The 16,266-nt window shown below is 37.6% G+C and carries 15 protein-coding genes; 5 read left to right on the plus strand and 10 right to left on the minus strand.

Annotated features, from left to right (window positions below; genetic code table 11):
* Positions 1–65 precede the first annotated feature (65 nt).
* Positions 66–1,256: an acyl-CoA dehydrogenase family protein gene (locus FHT21_RS09385; RefSeq protein WP_167294418.1), complete on the minus strand. Its 1,191-nt coding sequence runs from the start codon at positions 1,254–1,256 to the stop codon at positions 66–68.
* A 112-nt stretch (positions 1,257–1,368) separates the two neighbouring features.
* Here FHT21_RS09385 and folB point away from each other — a divergent pair, with 112 nt between their 5' ends.
* Both folB and FHT21_RS09395 read left to right on the plus strand, forming a co-directional pair.
* On the plus strand, positions 1,369–1,737 hold the full coding sequence (folB, locus tag FHT21_RS09390) for a dihydroneopterin aldolase (RefSeq protein WP_167294419.1): 369 nt from the start codon (positions 1,369–1,371) through the stop codon (positions 1,735–1,737).
* A gap of 1 nt (position 1,738) precedes the next feature.
* Entirely contained in the window at positions 1,739–3,142 is a 1,404-nt protein-coding gene (locus FHT21_RS09395; protein WP_167294420.1) for an FAD-linked oxidase C-terminal domain-containing protein, read from the plus strand.
* A gap of 73 nt (positions 3,143–3,215) precedes the next feature.
* On the opposite strand, the gene FHT21_RS09400 is transcribed toward FHT21_RS09395, so the two are convergent.
* Complete coding sequence (locus FHT21_RS09400; protein ID WP_167294421.1) at positions 3,216–3,704, minus strand: thioesterase family protein; 489 nt, start codon at positions 3,702–3,704, stop codon at positions 3,216–3,218.
* A 75-nt stretch (positions 3,705–3,779) separates the two neighbouring features.
* On the opposite strand from FHT21_RS09400, the gene FHT21_RS09405 reads away from it, so the two are divergent.
* Together FHT21_RS09405 and FHT21_RS09410 are read left to right on the plus strand one after the other, a co-directional pair.
* Positions 3,780–4,214, plus strand: coding sequence for an Hsp20/alpha crystallin family protein (locus FHT21_RS09405; protein ID WP_057933057.1), 435 nt, complete (start codon positions 3,780–3,782; stop codon positions 4,212–4,214).
* A 381-nt stretch (positions 4,215–4,595) separates the two neighbouring features.
* On the plus strand, positions 4,596–5,912 hold the full coding sequence (locus FHT21_RS09410; protein ID WP_167294422.1) for a nicotinamide mononucleotide adenylyltransferase: 1,317 nt from the start codon (positions 4,596–4,598) through the stop codon (positions 5,910–5,912).
* Between the two features lie 101 nt (positions 5,913–6,013).
* Here the strand turns inward: FHT21_RS09410 and FHT21_RS09415 are convergent, their stop codons facing one another.
* The 8 genes from FHT21_RS09415 to FHT21_RS09450 all read right to left on the minus strand — a co-directional run bounded on the left by FHT21_RS09415 (position 6,014) and on the right by FHT21_RS09450 (position 14,461).
* Positions 6,014–6,712, minus strand: a complete 699-nt coding sequence (locus FHT21_RS09415; RefSeq protein ID WP_167294423.1) for a LytTR family DNA-binding domain-containing protein — start codon at positions 6,710–6,712, stop codon at positions 6,014–6,016.
* Positions 6,709–7,752: a histidine kinase gene (locus FHT21_RS09420; protein ID WP_167294424.1), complete on the minus strand. Its 1,044-nt coding sequence runs from the start codon at positions 7,750–7,752 to the stop codon at positions 6,709–6,711. The genes FHT21_RS09415 and FHT21_RS09420 overlap by 4 nt, the downstream gene beginning before the upstream one ends.
* Before the next feature lie 153 nt (positions 7,753–7,905).
* Positions 7,906–9,129 (minus strand): ABC transporter permease, encoded by a 1,224-nt coding sequence (locus FHT21_RS09425; RefSeq protein ID WP_167294425.1) that lies wholly within the window; start codon positions 9,127–9,129, stop codon positions 7,906–7,908.
* Positions 9,130–9,141: 12 nt separating this feature from the next.
* Entirely contained in the window at positions 9,142–9,888 is a 747-nt protein-coding gene (locus FHT21_RS09430) for an ABC transporter ATP-binding protein (protein ID WP_208398898.1), read from the minus strand.
* Positions 9,888–11,081: an efflux RND transporter periplasmic adaptor subunit gene (locus FHT21_RS09435; RefSeq protein WP_167294426.1), complete on the minus strand. Its 1,194-nt coding sequence runs from the start codon at positions 11,079–11,081 to the stop codon at positions 9,888–9,890. Before FHT21_RS09435 ends, FHT21_RS09430 begins: the two co-directional genes overlap by 1 nt.
* Positions 11,082–11,126: 45 nt before the next feature.
* Positions 11,127–12,422, minus strand: a complete 1,296-nt coding sequence (locus tag FHT21_RS09440) for a TolC family protein (protein ID WP_167294427.1) — start codon at positions 12,420–12,422, stop codon at positions 11,127–11,129.
* Positions 12,423–12,776: 354 nt separating this feature from the next.
* Positions 12,777–13,799: an LD-carboxypeptidase gene (locus tag FHT21_RS09445; protein ID WP_167294428.1), complete on the minus strand. Its 1,023-nt coding sequence runs from the start codon at positions 13,797–13,799 to the stop codon at positions 12,777–12,779.
* 500 nt (positions 13,800–14,299) lie between these two features.
* Entirely contained in the window at positions 14,300–14,461 is a 162-nt protein-coding gene (locus tag FHT21_RS09450) for a hypothetical protein (RefSeq protein WP_167294429.1), read from the minus strand.
* A gap of 349 nt (positions 14,462–14,810) precedes the next feature.
* Between FHT21_RS09450 and FHT21_RS09455 the strand changes: the two genes are divergently transcribed.
* Positions 14,811–16,109, plus strand: a complete 1,299-nt coding sequence (locus FHT21_RS09455) for a DEAD/DEAH box helicase (RefSeq protein ID WP_167294430.1) — start codon at positions 14,811–14,813, stop codon at positions 16,107–16,109.
* Positions 16,110–16,266: the final 157 nt, after the last annotated feature.

Below are 16,266 nucleotides of genomic sequence, written 5' to 3' on the forward strand. Positions count from 1 at the left end.
TTTGATATAAAGCACAAAGCTAAGAATGTAATATGAAAATAGGGTTGATAAAATTAAGACCAGGTTTATTTAAATGCATTTAACCCGGTTACATCCATTCCCGTAATCAGTAAATGTATATCGTGTGTGCCTTCGTAGGTAACCACCGATTCGAGGTTCATCATGTGTCGCATAATCGAGTATTCGCCGGTAATCCCCATTCCGCCAAGCATTTGGCGTGCATTTCGGGCAATATCGAGGGCAATTTCTACACTGTTTCTTTTTGCCATCGATATTTGTTCTGCAGATGCCCTATTTTCGCTCTTTAATACACCTAAGCGCCAAACCAAAAGCTGGCCTTTAGTAATTTCGGTAACCATTTCTGCCAATTTCTTTTGCTGTAACTGAAAACCGCCAATAGGTTTCCCAAATTGAATACGCTCTTTTGAATAACGCAAAGCGGTATCATAACAGTCCATTGCTGCCCCCAATGCGCCCCAGGCAATACCATAACGGGCCTGATTTAAGCAGCCCAATGGACCTTTTAATCCGCTTATTTCAGGAAAAACATTCTCTTTTGGCACTTTTACATTATCAAAAACCAGCTCACCAGTGGCAGAAGCGCGTAGGCTCCATTTGTTGTGTGTTTCAGGAGTCGAAAACCCTTCCATTCCACGTTCAACTACCATTCCCCTGATTTTGCCCGATTCATCTTTTGCCCAAACTACTGCAATATCTGCAAATGGTGCATTACTGATCCACATTTTTGCACCATTTAGAATATAATGGCTTCCGGCATCTTTAATATTGGTTACCATGCCACCCGGATTGGAGCCATGATCTGGTTCTGTTAAACCGAAACAGCCCATCATTTCGCCACTGGCCAATTTTGGCAGGTATTTTTTACGCTGTTCTTCGGTCCCATAAGCATAAATTGGGTACATCACCAACGAACCCTGAACAGATGCAGTAGAGCGGATGCCTGAATCGCCACGTTCTATTTCCTGCATCAAAATCCCATAAGCCGTATAATCCAAGCCTGCACCACCGTACTCAACCGGAATGGTTGGGCCGAAAGCACCAATATCGGCCAGGCCTTTTATTAAATGCTTTGGAAATTCTGCTTTTTGTGCATAATCTTCAATAATCGGACTCACTTCTTTTTTTACCCAATCTCTGGCTGTAGCACGGATTAATTTGTGCTCATCGGTTAACAATTCATCCAATAAATAATAGTCTGGCGCCTCGTACAGGTCTTTTTTTACTGATTTGCTCATGTAATTCGTGTTATCTGGTTAAGAAATCGCGTTAATTTCAAAGGTAACAATTTACGGCAAGGGGCATTATATTCATGAATAAAAAATTAATTTTGCAGCATACAAAATATACATGAGCCATTTCAAACAAACCGTAGCGTTAAAAGATGTAAAATGCTTTGCCTTACATGGATATTACCCAGAAGAGCAACTTATTGGAAATCATTTTGTTGTAGATCTCGAAACAGAGTTTACGCCGCAAGGTTTTGATGATGAAATAGGTCAGACCGTTAATTACGAAGACCTGAATGCTATTATTCTCGAAGAAATGACACACACACAAAAGCTTTTGGAAACTGTTTTGAAGAATATCATTTCTAAAGTAATTAAATTATATCCTTTTGTTGAAACTGTACAGGTGAGTATGAAGAAATTAAACCCACCAATGCCGGGCCAGATTGGACATTCCTTTGTTAAACTTACTTACACATCAGCCAATTAAAATGAATTTTACGAAGATAAATGCTGAAATTTTAGCAGAAATTAAAGCTGCTATTGGAGCAGATAAGGTTTTTACTGATGCTGATAGTTTAGAAAATTACAGTCATGATGAAACTGAGGATTTACGTTACCAACCAGAGCTGGTGGTAAAGCCAACTTCTCCCGAAGAAGTTTCTGCTTTATTGAAAATCTGTAATACATATCATGTTCCCGTTACGCCGCGTGGAGGTGGGACAGGTTTAAGCGGGGCTGCTTTGCCGATTTATGGCGGTGTTTCTTTATCGATGGAAAAGTTTAAGGCTATTCTTGATATTGATACCGAAAACTTGCAGGCAACCGTTGAACCAGGGGTGATTACCGAGGAATTTATCAATGCCGTAGCTGAAAAGGGACTTCTATATCCGGTTGATCCAAGCAGTAAAGGATCTTGCTTTATTGGTGGTAACGTGGCGCATGGTTCTGGTGGACCAAGGGTAGTAAAATATGGCACCATACGAGAATATATCTTAAATCTTGAAGTAGTTCTGCCTAATGGCGATATTATATGGACTGGTGCCAATACTTTAAAATATGCATCGGGTTACAACTTAACACAGTTGATGATCGGATCGGAAGGTACACTGGCTGTGGTGACCAAAATTGTGACTAAATTATTGCCTAAACCTAGTCAATCCGTTTTAATGATGGGCTCCTTTAGCACCAATGAAGATGCATGTGCAGCGGTTTCTGCAATTTTTAGGGCAGGTGTAACGCCATCGGCTTTAGAGTTTATGGAGCGGAAAGGAGTAGAGTGGGTAATTAAATTCGATGATATTAAATTCGATTTAAAAGATGATGTTGCTGCCCTGTTAATGATTGAGTTTGATGGAGATGATTTGGACGATATTTTTAAAAACTGTGAGAAAACCAATATCGTTTTAGAAGAACATAATTGCACGGAAGTACTGTTTGCCGATACTGCGGCTCAAAAAGAAGAACTCTGGCGGATGCGTAGAACCATGGCAGAATCGGTTAAATCAAACTCTGTTTATAAGGAGGAAGATACGGTTGTGCCACGAGCAGCTTTACCTAAACTTGTTAATGGTATAAAAGAAATTGGTGCCAAATATGGCTTCGAAAGTGTTTGTTACGGACATGCAGGTGATGGAAACCTGCATGTAAATATTATTAAAGCCGGAATGAGTGACGAAGATTGGAAAAACAAACTCAAATTCGGTATCGCAGAAATATTCGAATTAACCACTGCTTTAGGCGGAACATTATCTGGCGAGCACGGTATTGGCTTAGTTCAAAAAGATTTTATGCCAATTAAATATTCTGAAATCCATCTTAATTTAATGCGGGGTATTAAAAAAGTTTTCGATCCTAACGGAATATTAAATCCTGGCAAAATTATGCCTGATTAATTTTACTCGTCACCCTGAACTTGTTTCAGGGTCTTTATATAGATGCTGAAACAAGTTCAGCATGACGGCTATTTTATTGTTCTAACTGTTCAAAACCCAGCATTTTTTGCTTTTCCTCTTCTGGGATAGCAGTTGGTTTGCCTGTGGCGTAATCAACCGCAATGCAAACCGTTTTTCCTTTACTGCAGATGATCTCTTCTGTTCCTTTTATCTTAACAATCTGGTAGTCCAGGTCGAAACTTGTAGTACCAATCCTCGATGTTTTTACATGAATAGCGATTTTATCATTCATTACTATCGGTAGAATATAATCCAGTTCTGCGTGGGCAATTACGACTCCTGTTTTCTTCCAATCCCATTTTATAATTTCTTCCCAATATTTTGTTCTGGCAATTTCTAGATAGGTAAAGTAGATTGAATTGTTTACATGCCCCATCATATCAAAATCAATAAAACGCAAATGAATATTGGTTTTATAGTTGAACTTGTCTGAAAAACCCTTAATTTCTGCCAATTTGTCTTTTGTTTTGGATTTGTTTTGCCAAAATGTCTTAAAAATCATAAATATTTGATTTGGTATGCAAGTTGAATATGGTGTATTATCAATTTAAAAATTAAAAAATAAAGAATAAGCGATATGACACTAGTAAATTTTAACAACAGAACCCGTAACACAGCTCCTTACTTTAACAATGTTTTCGATTCATTGTTTAGCGATGCAGTAACTAAAAACAAAATGGTTGATAAATCGCCAAATGTGAACATTTATGAAAATGAAGCTGCATATGTAATTGAGTTAGCTGCTCCAGGTTTGAAGAAAGAAGATTTTCAGATCAATTTAAAAAAAGACACACTTTCTGTTTGGGCAGAAGTTAAAAAAGACGAAACCCAGGTAGCTAAAGATTTTACACGTAAAGAATTTGATTATAGCTCATTTGCTAGATCATTTAATTTACCTGATAGTGCCGATGGTGATAATATTACTGCTGAATACAAAGACGGTATTTTATCGATCAATATTAGCAAAAAAGACGATGCTAAATTACAGCATAAAGAAATTGTAGTATCGTAATAAAGATTTTCTCGAGAGAGGATTTTTCATAATAGTTTAGTTTTTTCAAAGTTTATGAAGCTTGCATCAGGTGAATTTGATGTAGATGCGATAGATAGTTGATGCAGGTTTCATAATGGTTTAAGTTTAGTTTTATAAGGTTAATGCTGGATGGCATTAACCTTATTTTTTTACATTTCATTCAGGTTGCCGTGCTGAATTTATTTTACAAGTAGAAATAGTGTTTTCAATTGCCTTGTAGCTACTTCGTGGTTAGCATCTTTCTTGCAAAGTAGACCCTGAAATAAATTCAGGGTGACCTTTAGAGAATGCAGTATTTAGATCGATTTTAAGTTACATTCTTAAAATTAGCTTAACCTCAATTTTTTGTACTTTTGCGGCATGGAGAGAGAAATTCTGGATACAAAGCGTAAGGCACTTAAAATAAACCTTGACCCAAGAATTTATGGTACTTTTGCCGAAATTGGGGCAGGGCAAGAAGTTTCACGAAACTTTTTTAATGCTGGGGCAGCATCTGGAACAGTAGCCAAAACCATGTCGGCTTACGATATGACTTTTAGTGATGCCATCTACGGAGCAGAAACCAACGGTCGTTACGTTAGTCAGAACAGGCTTTTACAGATGCTCGATCATGAGTTTGGCTTACTTAATGAGCGTTTATCAGGTGAGAAATATGAAAGTCGTACCTTTTTCGCCTTTGCCGATACCGTAACTACGCTAAATTACAAGCGTACAAACGAACCTCACGGCTGGGTTGGAATCCGTTTCCAAAGCGAGCCAGGAGGTTTGCCTAATGAAATCTTTTTCCACGTACGTTTGCTAGATACCGATGTAAACATGCAACAACGTGTTTTGGGCATTATTGGTGTAAACCTACTTTATGCTGCTTTTTATCATTATCAGGACCCAAAGCTGATGGTAGAATCGTTAGCCGATAATTTAACCATAGGTTCGGTAGAAATCGATCTGATTTCAGTTAAAGGGCCTGCTTTTCCAGGTATAGATAATATCTTGCTTAATCTGTATATGATTATGAAAGATTTCTCGGCGGCAGCAATTTTCGATGCAGATGCACATCCGCGTCAAGCTAAAGATCTTCTGTACAAAAAGGACATTATGATTTTAAGAACTAAATATGGTCAGAAATCATTACCTAACTTTAACTTGTTTAATAAGGCTACCGATCAGTTTAAACGTACAAATAAGGTAGAAGAGGGGAACCTGGCAGTGATGATTGAGGTTTTGGCGACCAATGTTTTAACAGATGCACAAGAAACGCCCGATGATATTGATTTAGTAGCAGTGGCTAAACGTGCCCAGGAAATGTGCGATACCGGAAACATTGTTATTGTTTCTAATTTTACACGCCACAACCGTCTTGCAAAATATTTAGCCAGATGTAAACCAAAAAGTGTTGGTCTGGCCACCAACATCAATAACTTAAAATTTGTATTCAATTCTAAAAACTTTACCGGCGAAAACTACTCTGGCCAGTTGTTGAGTTACGTAAACGATATGTTTAATACGAATGTGCGGTTATTTGCTTACCCTTTTCTGGATAAAAAGACCAATCAGGTAATTACCACAGCCAATATGCCAGTTACACCAGAAGCCAAGCCATTGTTTGATTTTCTTTTGATAAACGGGTATATTACTGATATTAAGGATTATAGCGAGGACGAGGTGAAGACAGTTTAAGACTTACATGGTGTCATTCTGAGGCTAAATTTATCGCATAACAATCATTATTAATGAATAAGGATTTTTAGTGCATATTAGGTCGTGTTGCGCGAATTAAATTATTTAATCAACTTTTCAATTACCTGTTTATAGCTATCGCTTACGGGTAGCTCCTTATCCGCTATAAATAAAACGTTTTTTCTAATGGATGTTATTTTGTTGATATTTACGATAAATGATTTGTGGATCCTCTCGAAATAAGCAGGCAGCTGTTCTTCTATACTTTTCATACTCATACGCACCACCGCGGCTTTTTGGCTCGTTGAAGTATGGATCTGGATATAATCTTTGAGCCCTTCTATGTAAGTAATCTCATTATAATTGATCTTCACCAAACTGTAGCCAACATTTACAAACATATAATCCTGCTTTGGTAGGTTGTTATGTTCTGCTGATTGTTTGAGTTGGTAAAGATCTTTGGCTTTATTACATGCTTTCATAAAACGGTCGAGCGATACCGGTTTCATTAAATAATCTACCACATCGAGCGCGAAACCATCTAAAGCATATTGTTTATAGGCCGTTACAATAATTACCATTGGCTTTTTAACCAAACTCTGGATAAATTGTAAACCAGTAATACCCGGCATCTGGATATCGATAAAAATGAGGTCTATCGATTGTTCCTGCATAATTTTATTGGCAGCAAAAGCATCATCGCAGCAGGTCACCAACTCCAAAAATGGAATACGGCTAATATTATCAGCCAGTAATTGCAAGGCTAAGGGCTCATCATCAATGGCTAAACATTTTATCATGCTGTTAATTTTAAAGTGAGGTAAACATTAAACCAGCCATCTTTTTTCTCAATTTCCAGTTGATGATCTTTACCGTAGAGTAAGTTTAAGCGTCTGCTTACGTTCGCTAGACCAATGCCAGATGCGGCATCTTTTACCTCATTCTCATCTTCGTTAAATTTATTTCGAACAGTAAACGTCAAGAGTTCATCTTCTGTTTTTAAATCAACAAAAATCTGTGGTTTTTCAATCATCCCAACCCCATGTTTAAAGGCATTTTCGATAAATGGGATAAGTAACATGGGTTCTACTTCGTCAAACTCACTTTCAATATCAATGTTTGTCTCTATGACTACTTTTTTGCCGAAACGCTGTTTTTGCAGATCTATATAAGCCTGCAGATATTCGGTTTCAGTTTTAATGGAGACCTTTTCTTCGTCGGTTTCATATAACATATATTGCATCAAACCAGATAATTTCATTACGGTTGGCTCCAATTCATTGCTTTTTAATCTTACCAGTGCCACAATGTTGTTTAAAACATTAAAAATAAAATGTGGACTGATCTGGGACCGTAAAAACGAAAGTTCGGTTTTCATGTTCTCCTGTTCGCGCTGCAAAGCTCTTTTTTCTTCGCTTATCCGGTCTGAGATCATGGTAAAAGCGGTACTGGCGGCAATGGTTAATAAAAAAGTTGGTGTGTTAAACCAAAGCGTTCTGCCAAGGTTGAAATCAAAATTGGGCAGTAAGATTCTGAATAGTACGGAGTGAATGGTAATGGCTAAAAGTAAACAGCCAATAAATGATAGGCCGTACCACAAATATTTCTTTTTATAGAAAAATGATGGAATTAAAACTTTATTATTTAAATAAAATATAGCAATCCAATAAAAGTAACTGATGAAATTTAATCGAAGGAACTGGTTTTCATCGTAACTGCTTATTGGGTGAGGAGGGCGGCTTCGGTTAACATTAATAATATAGGGCAAAGTGATCAAAACCACCCATACCAGAATGTGTAGGGTAATTTTTATCCACTTTTTGGAGAAATTAATTGTCATTATTTTTTCTTTGGCGCTTTGCATCGCTAAGTTATTATTTATTATGTTTTTTAATGTGTTTTGTCATGCTGAATTTATTTCAAAGTAAATGCGAAATGTTTAAAATCTCCCGCCTGCATGGGGATAAGGACACTTTTGTTTGGATGCTTAATGCTACTCATACCTTAATGCATCGATAGGATCTAAATTAGATGCTTTTTTTGCTGGATAATAGCCGAAGAAAACACCAGTAATGGCACATACAACAAAGGAAATAATAATTGAAGATTCAGCAATTAAAATTGGCCAGTTTAAGAAATAGGAGATGAGGTACGCTGAACTCACACCCAAAACTACGCCTATAATTCCGCCAGTAATGCTGATTAAAATGGCCTCTATTAAAAATTGCATCAAAACATCTTGTCCGCGGGCACCGATAGACATACGCAGACCGATTTCACGGGTACGCTCGGTAACCGAAACATACATAATATTCATAATCCCAATACCACCAATAAACAGTGAAATGCCTGCAATCGCGGTTAAAAGAACGGTTAGCATACTACTGGTAGAACTGATGGTGCTGATTAATTCGGCCTGTGTACGTACCTGGAAATCATCTGTTTCTGCTGGAGTTAACCTGTGGCTTTCTCTTATAGCTTCCGATATTTCGGTTGTGGCAGCTGCGCTCGAAGCCTCAGTTGTTGCGGAAGCATAAATACTCTGTAGATAATTGGTTGCAGTAATCCTTTTTTGTACAGTAGTATAAGGAGCGAGGATAATATCGTCCTGATCCTGTCCGAAGTTACTTTGTCCCTTAGGCACTAAAACACCGATTACCTGGAAAGGAATATTTTTAAAACGTATAATCTGACCAATTGGATTACTTCCATCAGGAAATAGATTATCAATAACTGTTTTACCTAAAAGACAAACTTTAGCAAAGCTTTTTACATCATTTTCAGAGAAAAGAATACCATCCTGAAGTTTTAATTGGCGGATGTTCAAGTAATCTGGACTCACCCCAGCAATGGTGGTTGGCCAGTTATAACCACCTTTAATAGCCTGTCCGTTAGTGGAAACCACAGGCGATAAACCGTTTATATTTTTGGATTGCAGATTTTTAATGGCGGTAATATCTTCTAGTTTTAAGGTCTGAATGCTGCTTCCCTGCAAACGCACACCACCAGGTTCATTGCTTTGGGGCATAATGGTAATCATGTTAGAGCCCATTCCTGATAATGAAGACCTGATACTTTGTTTCGAACCCTCACCAATGGCCATCATGGCAATTACCGCCGCCACCCCGATAATGATACCGAGCATGGTTAAAAAAGCACGTAGCTTATTTCTTTTTAATGCCCTAAAGGCAATCTTTAATAAATTTATAATGCTCATGATCTTCTCAAATTAGTAATCATCAGATTCTGGTAAATTGGCAAGTGCCTCTTTGGCCGAACGTTGATTTTGGTTAATGCTGTCCTTTTGGATTTTTCCGTCCCTAAGCATAATGGTTCTGGTGCTAAAAGCAGCAATATCTGGCTCATGTGTTACAAAAACGATGGTTTTTCCTTCTGCATTCAGTTCCTGCATCAAAGCCATAATCTCATAAGAGGTGCGGGTATCCAGGTTTCCTGTTGCCTCATCGGCCAAAATCATCACAGGGTGATTAACCAGTGCCCTGGCAATGGCCACACGCTGTTGCTGACCGCCAGAAAGCTGACTAGGGGTATGATCAAAACGCTCGGCAAGTTTTACCGATTCGAGCGATTTTATGGCTCTTTCTTTGCGTTCTTCGGCCGTGATGGTTTTATTGTAAAATAAGGGTAGCTCTACGTTTTCCAACGCTGATGTTCTGGGCAACAGGTTATAAGCCTGGAAAACAAAGCCGATCTTGGTATTCCGCAACCCCGCCAGTTCATTGCGATTTAAACCTTTAACATCTACACCATCAAGCAGATAACTGCCTTCTGTGGGTTTATCTAAACAGCCCAATATATTTAAAAGCGTAGTTTTACCCGAGCCACTACTGCCCATAATGGTTACAAATTCACCGGCTTTGATATCGAAAGTGATCCCTTTCAAAGCCCTAACGGTTTGATCGCCCATTACAAACTCACGTTTTAAATCGTGTATATCTAATATCTTCTGTTCCATTATCTTCTTCTATTACCGCCTGGGCGTTTTGGCATAAAAGGACTAGATTGGCCTTGGGCTGCCGCCTGACTTTTAACCATGCTTTGTGAACCTGTAACTACTACATCTGCTGCCGCTAATCCTGATAAAACTTCAACATGAGTATTGTCGTTTATACCGGTTTTAATCTTTTTTTGTACCAGTTCTTTTGAATTTTTTTGCACCCAAACATAAGCTTCGTCAGCGCCAGCTGGTTTCCTATTGGAATTAACCCAGGTCATTTGATATTTACCAGCTAAAGTTGAATCTGGAGCGAATTTTATAGCCTTAGTAGGAATAAGCAAAGCATTGTTAACCTCTTTGGTGAAGATGGTGATGTTTGCTGTCATACCGGGTTTTAACTTATTCCCATCATTTGAAGTATTTATGATGGTTTTATAGGTAACCACATTTGAAGAAATAGATGGACTTAACCTGATTTCTTGTATGGTGCCTTTAAAAGTATCGTTTAAAAAGGCATCAACGGTAAATGTTGCTCTTTCACCTTTCGAGATATCGCCTACATCTGCCTCATCTACAGATGCTTCCACTTGCATTTTGGTCAAGTCTTTTGCAATACTGAAGATGGTTGGTGTACTAAAGCTCGCCGCTACGGTTGTTCCTTCACTTACACTTCTAGAGAGTACTGTTCCGTCAATTGGAGAATAAATACTAGCTAGTGATAGGTTCTTTTGAGCAGAAGCAAGTTGAGCCTTAATGCTGTTAACCGATGCTTTTGAAGCATTGTATGTATACAATGCGTTGTCGTAATCTGCTTTACTTACCGCGCCAACTTTATACAAATTACTTTGACGGCTGAAATTGCCCTGTTGGTAAACCAACGCGCTCTGCGCACTGACTAAGTTTGCCTGATATTGATTTACAGTGGCCTCAAATAAAGTTTTATCAAGTTCGGCCAATAGCTGTCCTTTTTTTACCTTCGAGTTAAAATCTGCATATAGTGTTTTGATGGTTCCTGATACCTGAGTACCTACAGCTACCGTATCAACCGGTTGCACCTTTCCTGTGGCCGTAACATTTTCGGAAATATAACCCATTTTAGGTTTTTCGGTTTCGAGAACAACCACCTGTTCTTTTTTGCGTAAAGCGAAGTACCAAACCGCAAATAATGCAACTGCGATACTGATAATAATAAATATTGTTTTCTTTTTCATGATTCAAATATTAAGTAGATTAGGCGGTAGCCATCATCATGTATTTTAGTTAGTAATAGGAACTCCTGTGTAAAAATTATAGATCTTGGTATAAAGGCTCGCTGTATATTTAGCCTGAACAAAGGCCTGTAAAGCCTGTACGTATAAATTTTTCTGTTGCAGGTTTTCTACAATATTGTTGGTGCCTTCTTTTAAAGCTGCATTCGAAATGCGCAAAGCCTCGCTGGTATAGTTAAACTGCTCTTGTGCAGCGGCATACTGGCTGTTAGCGTTCTGTACATTGATGTAAGCACGTTCTACATTTTGGGTCAGTGTTGTTTTGGCATCTAAAAGCGATAAACGAGCCTGCTCAATGCCAATATTAGCCTTGGCAACATTTGTTTTGGTTACTTTTCTATCAAAAATCGGAATTGAGAGTGTTAAACCTAAGTTTTGGTAAAAACTATTGTTTAACTGATAGCCGTAACCGCCGATATTGTTGTTGTTATAACCTGTATTTAACGATCCACCTAAACTCAGCGTTGGGCGTAAGGTAGATTTTGCTTTCGCCAGTTCAGTGGCTTGGAGCTGTATATTCAATTCTCCGCTTTTAATTTCCGGACGGGTACGCAGTGCCTGATCTTGTGCCGAAGCTAAATTATCCAGTACCGGGGCTACTGCAACCGTATCTGTTGTACTTACTTCAAAAGGAGCAGCCGTAGGCAATTGCAACAGTTGTTTTAAGGTTAAAATATTTTGCTGTAAAGTATTTTGTGCAGTAACCAAAGTATATTTATCATTGGCGTAAGTAGCCTGTAACTGCAATAAATCTTTTTTGGCAATGGTGCCAAACTTATATTGTTGTTCTGATTGTTTAACCTGAGCCTCGCTGGTGGTCAACAGATCTTTTAAATAGGTGATGTTTTCTCTGGCCAATAAAATATTCAGATAAGCCTGTGTGATGGAGATGGTAATGTCGTTTTTGGCCGCTTCTACCGATAGATTTGCGGTCTGTAAGCTGAGTTCTTTAGCCTTGATGTCATTTTTCAAATAATTTCCATTGTACAGCGTCATATCCGAACTTAAACCAAAACCACTGGTGTTTTGTAAACCCGATTTATAATTGGTAATGGCTTGGGAAACATTTCCAGATAAATTTGGGAGCACAGCTGCTTTTGAAGCGATTAAATTTTGCTCTGCCGTTTGAGAATTCAGCTTTAAGGTATTGATACTGATGTTTTTTTCTTTGGCATACTCGATAGCAGTTTTTAGATCCCAAACTTGTGGAATATCCTGAGCTTTGATTGCATAAGGCGCTACAAGCAAAATGAGTACGACAATATATTTGATGTATCTGCGCATGGCGAATAAATTTTGTGTCTATAGAACTATTGAACACAAAAATATATCCGGTTAGGGCCACGTTTTTACAATTGAGACCAAAGGAGGAAATGCTGAGACGAAAGCTTAAAACTTTGAGATCACTCAAAATTTATATTTTAATACAAATTGTAGTTTGTCTGTTTTTTTGGACCATTTAAGGCATCTTATGTTAGCTGGATTTCACATTAAAGACATCGTCATGCTGAATTTATTTTACAAGTAGAAATGGTGTTTTCAATTCTCTTGTAGCTATTACGTGGTCAGCATCTTTCCTGCAATAAAGACCCTGAAATAAATTCAGGGTGATGGTCGCATATAGAATAATGGTGGATGTTAAACCGTTCGTAATACCGAGCCGGTTTCGTTAACAATTAAGGTATGGTTTATGCCACATTTTAAAGCAAAATTATTTCGTTGGTGCCCCACTGGGAAATCGAAAGCTACAGGATAATTGTATTCCTTTACTTTTTCTAAAATGCTATCGTAAATGGTTTTGCCGAATTCTTCACCGATATCGTCAGGTTTAATCTTAAAACCACCAACGATTAAGCCCTTAAGCTTTTTCAGTTTACCGCTGCGTTTTAAATTCCATAACATTCTATCAATACTGTAGAGGTATTCGCCAGTATCTTCGATGAAGAGGATTTTGTCTTTTGTATCTAAATCGGATTTGCTACCAGCCAAAGTTTCGATAATACTCAGGTTTCCGCCAACCAAAATACCGTCAACCTTTCCTTGCCTGTTATTAATGTGGATAGGGGCTGTGTAGCCCATTTGCTCACCGACCAAAGCATTTTTTATAGATAAAATTGTTTCAATCTGTATGGGTTCGGCTTTACTCCAATCATCAGGAAAACTATTACACATTTTGGAGTGGATTGAGGCAATGCCATAATTTTTGGCCAGGTGGCAATGTAACACGGTGATATCACTAAAGCCGATAATCCATTTGGGCCTCCTTTTAAAGGATGAGAAATCTAATTTATCAATTATCCGTACAAAACCATAGCCACCGCGAGCACACATAATAGCTTTAATAGTGGGGTCGTCGAGCATTTGCTGAAAATCAGCTAATCGCTCGTCGTCTGTTCCGCCATAGGTAAAATCGCGTTTACCAATGGTATTGCCAACTTTTATGGTAAATCCCCAGCTTTGCATCTGTAAAAGCGAAGGCTGGATCTGTTCCTGAGTGATGTAACCTGCAGGACTTGTAATTCCAATGCTATCACCAGGCTGTAAATATGGAGGGATTTTAAATGATGAAGTTTCACTTTCAACCGTATTGGCAAATGTTTTAAAAATGGGAAGTACAGTTGTGGCTGCAATAAACGAAGAAAGGAAATGTTTTCTGTTCATCTAAAGTATAAATGTAATAGCAATCAGACTAAGATATGATTTTAAATATTTGCATAAAAGAAAAGGGACTTATATCCATAAATCCCTTTTTAAACCAAACAAATTAATCTGTAAAAGATTAGTATAATGTGAATTATATAGATAACCGCGTATTATATAAAATGTTTTGAGATTTTGAAAAAAAGTTTTTGTCAATGCTGAGCGCTGCGAAGAATCTATTCATTATATGCAGTTTTTTTAACATAATCAAAAAGGTAGGATATTTGATTGAGATGCTTAGCTGTGCTCAGGATGACGGCATCTGTGTAAAAAGGTAAAGGCTACCCATCGCGGGTAGCCTTTGCTAACAACAAAACAAATATAAGATAACCAAATCTTGCCTGATTGAGCAGAATCAGGGTAAAGTGCTATGAGATACACTTTGCGGCCTAGTAATGGATTCGAACCATTATAGAGAGTTTATGAAACTCTAACCTTCCTATCGGTCAACTGGCCATGTTTTATAATTGCTTTAATGTTAAATAATCGCTTAATTCTAAAATCTGATCTTTATTTAAGCTATCTTCATCCTTTGCAAACGAAGGCTCATCTGTTTCCGTTTGTAACGGATAAATGAGTTTCGGATATTCATCTATAGCTGGGTATTGAAAATAAATCGACATGATTTTAACGTTTTAATTGTTCAACATATTTTTGTTATTGATTAATGTTGAGCAAATATAGAAATAAGTATATAATATCTATAGATTTAGTAGTATTTATTTTATAAAATATTTTAACCTATTCATTTTCAGCAAAATAATTTTTATATAATCCACTGCTTTATTGGGAATACAGACCTGAACTAGATAAACGGGATAAGAACAAACTCAATTTTATTCAGTTTAACGGCACATAGTGGAGCCATTGTAGTCATGTACGGCAACATCTGTTTCTCAAGGCTTTAAATTGAATTTCAGAAAAGCTAATTATTTTAAGGATATTTGCAGTTCAAACATTAAAATAGTAATTGTGTCTTTAGATAAATTAAAACTTAGCAAACCACTTGTAGCGGCCATGACTGATGCAGGATTTCTAACCCCAAAAGAAATCCAAGCCAGAACAATGTCGCGCATTTTAGGTGGACAAGATGTTATAGCGGTGGGACCAGAGGGTTCGGGAAAAACAACAACTTACGTTTTAGCTACTTTAATGAAGTTGAAATACGCTTTTGAGGAAGCACCAAGGGCTTTAATTTTAGTACCAGATGCAGAGCATGTAGATCATGTTCTGGAACAATTTAAATTATTAAACCGGAACAGCACATTCAGGATTTTAGGAATTGATAGCCGTGGCACTATTGATACGCAAATGAATGAAATTACAGATGGCTGTGATATTATTGTTGCTGTACCAGACCGTGCCCGTGCCTTGTACCTTAAATTAGCGTTAAACACCAATAAAATACAATTGTTTATAGTAGATAATGCAGAGCTTATTGTTAAAAAAGGCCTGCAGCTACCAGTTGTAGAATTGGCTAACAGTGCTTATAAATCTCAGCATGTGGTGTTTACCGAGGTAATGCACGAGAAATTGAACCACATGATTTCGCCATTTATGAAAGATTCTACTGCGACCATCGAAGTAGATGAAATAGGCGAGAAGCAGGCAGAAGTTTATCAACAGATGCTTTATCAGGTGCCTAATTTCAGAACAAAGCTTAACCTATTAACCTTATTATTAAAAGATACAGAGGTTTTTGATAAAGTAGTGGTTTTTGTAAATACACGTTTAACTGCACAAACAGTTTATAAAAACTTCAATCAGCATAAAGAAGGTGAGATTAGCATTTACCGCTCTTTGTTTTTTGATGATAAAGGTTATGACGATATTGAAGACTTTAAAGATAACCCTGAGGCAAGAGTTTTAATTGTAGCTAATGAGAATTTAGGCGAACTCAATATTCAAGGAATTCCTTTTATCCTGCACTTTGAGTTACCTGAGCAGAAAGAAACATTAATTCAGCGCATTGTTAAGCATGGCGATGAAGATGTGGTAGCCATTACTTTTTCTACCGATATTGAATTGATTGAGGTGAAAAAAATTGAGCAGGCTATTGGCCAGAAATTAGCGCTAATGGAGTTGCCTGAAGATTTAAAAGTGGTTGATGCTGCTGCTAAACCTAAGAAAAAGAAGGGTGCTGAAGAAGATGAAACTTCTGAACGCGGTGCTGCTTTTCACGAAAAGAAAGCCAGTAACCTAAAAAACTACAATTATAGCGCAGGTACTAAAGCCAAAATGACTTATAAGAATAAAAAGGGATTGTCTTAATAACACAATCGCCCATAGAATCGTCCTCCTGAACTTGTTTCAGGATCTTTTAGCAATTGTCAATACTATAGCATGATAGATGCTGAAACGAGTTCAGCATGACGCAACAACAAAAAAAGCTCCTCAGAATTAAATCTGAGGAGCTTTTCTGTTAACC

Source organism: Pedobacter sp. SG908 (genome assembly GCF_011759615.1).
GTDB classification, from domain to species: Bacteria; Bacteroidota; Bacteroidia; order Sphingobacteriales; family Sphingobacteriaceae; genus Pedobacter; species Pedobacter riviphilus.

What these genes read in the sequence shown, in the direction of transcription:
- FHT21_RS09420 (WP_167294424.1), bottom strand. Translation starts at nt 7,752, where the DNA reads ATGACAATTAATTTCTCCAAAAAGTGGATAAAAATTACCCTACACATT.
- FHT21_RS09400 (WP_167294421.1), bottom strand. Translation starts at nt 3,704, where the DNA reads ATGATTTTTAAGACATTTTGGCAAAACAAATCCAAAACAAAAGACAAA.
- FHT21_RS09395 (WP_167294420.1), top strand. Translation starts at nt 1,739, where the DNA reads ATGAATTTTACGAAGATAAATGCTGAAATTTTAGCAGAAATTAAAGCT.
- FHT21_RS09450 (WP_167294429.1), bottom strand. Translation starts at nt 14,461, where the DNA reads ATGTCGATTTATTTTCAATACCCAGCTATAGATGAATATCCGAAACTC.
- FHT21_RS09440 (WP_167294427.1), bottom strand. Translation starts at nt 12,422, where the DNA reads ATGCGCAGATACATCAAATATATTGTCGTACTCATTTTGCTTGTAGCG.
- FHT21_RS09435 (WP_167294426.1), bottom strand. Translation starts at nt 11,081, where the DNA reads ATGAAAAAGAAAACAATATTTATTATTATCAGTATCGCAGTTGCATTA.
- FHT21_RS09410 (WP_167294422.1), top strand. Translation starts at nt 4,596, where the DNA reads ATGGAGAGAGAAATTCTGGATACAAAGCGTAAGGCACTTAAAATAAAC.
- FHT21_RS09415 (WP_167294423.1), bottom strand. Translation starts at nt 6,712, where the DNA reads ATGATAAAATGTTTAGCCATTGATGATGAGCCCTTAGCCTTGCAATTA.
- FHT21_RS09425 (WP_167294425.1), bottom strand. Translation starts at nt 9,129, where the DNA reads ATGAGCATTATAAATTTATTAAAGATTGCCTTTAGGGCATTAAAAAGA.
- FHT21_RS09430 (WP_208398898.1), bottom strand. Translation starts at nt 9,888, where the DNA reads ATGGAACAGAAGATATTAGATATACACGATTTAAAACGTGAGTTTGTA.
- FHT21_RS09385 (WP_167294418.1), bottom strand. Translation starts at nt 1,256, where the DNA reads ATGAGCAAATCAGTAAAAAAAGACCTGTACGAGGCGCCAGACTATTAT.
- FHT21_RS09445 (WP_167294428.1), bottom strand. Translation starts at nt 13,799, where the DNA reads ATGAACAGAAAACATTTCCTTTCTTCGTTTATTGCAGCCACAACTGTA.
- folB (WP_167294419.1), top strand. Translation starts at nt 1,369, where the DNA reads ATGAGCCATTTCAAACAAACCGTAGCGTTAAAAGATGTAAAATGCTTT.
- FHT21_RS09405 (WP_057933057.1), top strand. Translation starts at nt 3,780, where the DNA reads ATGACACTAGTAAATTTTAACAACAGAACCCGTAACACAGCTCCTTAC.